Source organism: Streptomyces sp. NPDC015139, from assembly GCF_043079785.1.
Taxonomy (GTDB): Bacteria; Actinomycetota; Actinomycetes; order Streptomycetales; family Streptomycetaceae; genus Streptomyces; species Streptomyces albidocamelliae.
Window position 1 is genome coordinate 1,392 of record NZ_JBIBUW010000058.1, and the last position, 1,723, is coordinate 3,114.

Here is a 1,723-nt window from a genome sequence, read left to right on the forward strand (position 1 = left end):
GAAAGACCTACCTCTTCGCGTTCCTGGACGATCACTCACGGGCCGTGGTCGGCCACCGGTGGGGATTCTCGGAGGACACCGTCCGCCTGGCCGCGGCCCTGCGGCCGGCTCTCGCATCGCGCGGGGTCCCCAGGCTGGTCTATGTCGACAACGGCAGCGCGTTCGTGGACTCGTGGCTGCTGCGGGCATGCGCGAAACTCGGCATCAAGCTGGTCCACTCCACCCCCGGCAGGCCGCAGGGCAGAGGCAAGATCGAGCGGTTCTTCCGCACGGTGAACAGCGAGTTCGTCGTCGAGATCGCCTCCGGCGACGGAAAACCAGGCCGGCGGATCTCCAGCCTGCTGGAGATGAACCGGCTGTTCACCGCCTGGGTCGAAAACGTCTACCACCGTCGCGTGCACTCCGAGACCGGAGCCGCCCCGCTCGGCCGGTGGATGGCCGGCAGCCCCTTCCCCGTCCCCGCGCCGGCCGATCTCGCCGAAGCGTTCCGCTGGTCCGAATACCGCACCGTGTCCAAGACCGCGCTGGTCTCCCTCCACGGCAACCGCTACCAGGTCGACCCGCTGCTGTCCGGACAGCGCGTCGAACTCGTCTTCGACCCCTTCGACCTGTCCTACCTGAGAGTGCGGGCAGGCGGCCAGGACGCCGGCACCGCACTGCCCTTTCAGATCAGCCGCCACTCCCATCCGAAAGCACGCCCGGAGACCCCGGCCGAGCTGCCCCGTCCGACCACCGGCATCGACTACCTGGGCCTCATCGACGCCGCCCACACCCGCACGCTCGCGGAGAAGGTCAACTACGCGGCCTTCGCCGAACCCGGCCCCGAGGCCGAGTCCGAGTAGTGACCCAACCGGACCACCATCCGGCCTTTGACCAGGAGAAACGCCGTGATTGAGAAGCTCCAGGCCCACTACGGGTTCAACCGCATGCCGTTCGGCCGTGACCTCGCCCCGGGCATGCTCCACCGCCACGCTTCCCACAACGAGGCCGTCGCCCGCATCGGCTGGTGCATCGCCGAACGCTCGATCGGCGTCGTCACCGGCGAGGTCGGAGCAGGCAAAACCGTCTCCGTCCGCACCGTCCTGCACAGCCTCGACCCGTCGAAGCACACCGTGATCTACCTGCCCAACCCGATGATCGGGGTCCGCGGCATCCACGAAGCGATCGTCACCGCGTTCGGCCAGCCACCCGCCCACCTCGGCTCCCGGCTCACCGCCCAGACCGGCCTCGCCCTCACCGCGGAACGCGAGGAACGCGGACGCACTCCAGTGCTCGTCCTGGACGAGGCCCACCTGCTCAGCTACGAACAGCTCGAGGCAATCCGCATGCTCACCAACACCGCCATGGACCAGGACTCGCCCTTGTCCTGCCTGCTGGTGGGACAGCCCACCCTGCGCCGCACGATGAAACTCGCCGTCCTCGCCGCCCTCGAACAGCGCACGGCCCTGCGCTACACGATGCCGGGCATGACCGCGACCGAGACCGCCAGCTACATCAAGCATCACCTCGGTCTCGCCGGCCGAGCCGATCAACTGTTCACCGAGGACGCCATCACCCTCATCCACACCACCGCACGCGGCTTCCCCCGCGCGGTCAACAACCTCTGCCTGCAATCCCTCGTCGCCACATTCGCCGGCGGCAAATCCATCGTCGACGAAAAAGCCGCCCAGTCCGCCGTCACCGAAATCCTCGACTGAAACCATCCGGCACCTTGCCGACCAAA

Annotated in this window: 2 protein-coding genes; both read left to right on the forward strand. The window is 68.0% G+C overall.

Features of this window, described 5'->3' with window-relative positions; all coding sequences use genetic code 11:
* Window positions 1–842, forward strand: an 842-nt coding sequence (locus ACF08B_RS41530; protein WP_392322215.1) for a DDE-type integrase/transposase/recombinase, incomplete at its 5' end; no start/stop codon positions are given.
* 45 nt (window positions 843–887) lie between these two features.
* Window positions 888–1,697, forward strand: a complete 810-nt coding sequence (locus ACF08B_RS41535) for an ExeA family protein (protein WP_392322216.1) — start codon at window positions 888–890, stop codon at window positions 1,695–1,697.
* Window positions 1,698–1,723: the final 26 nt, after the last annotated feature.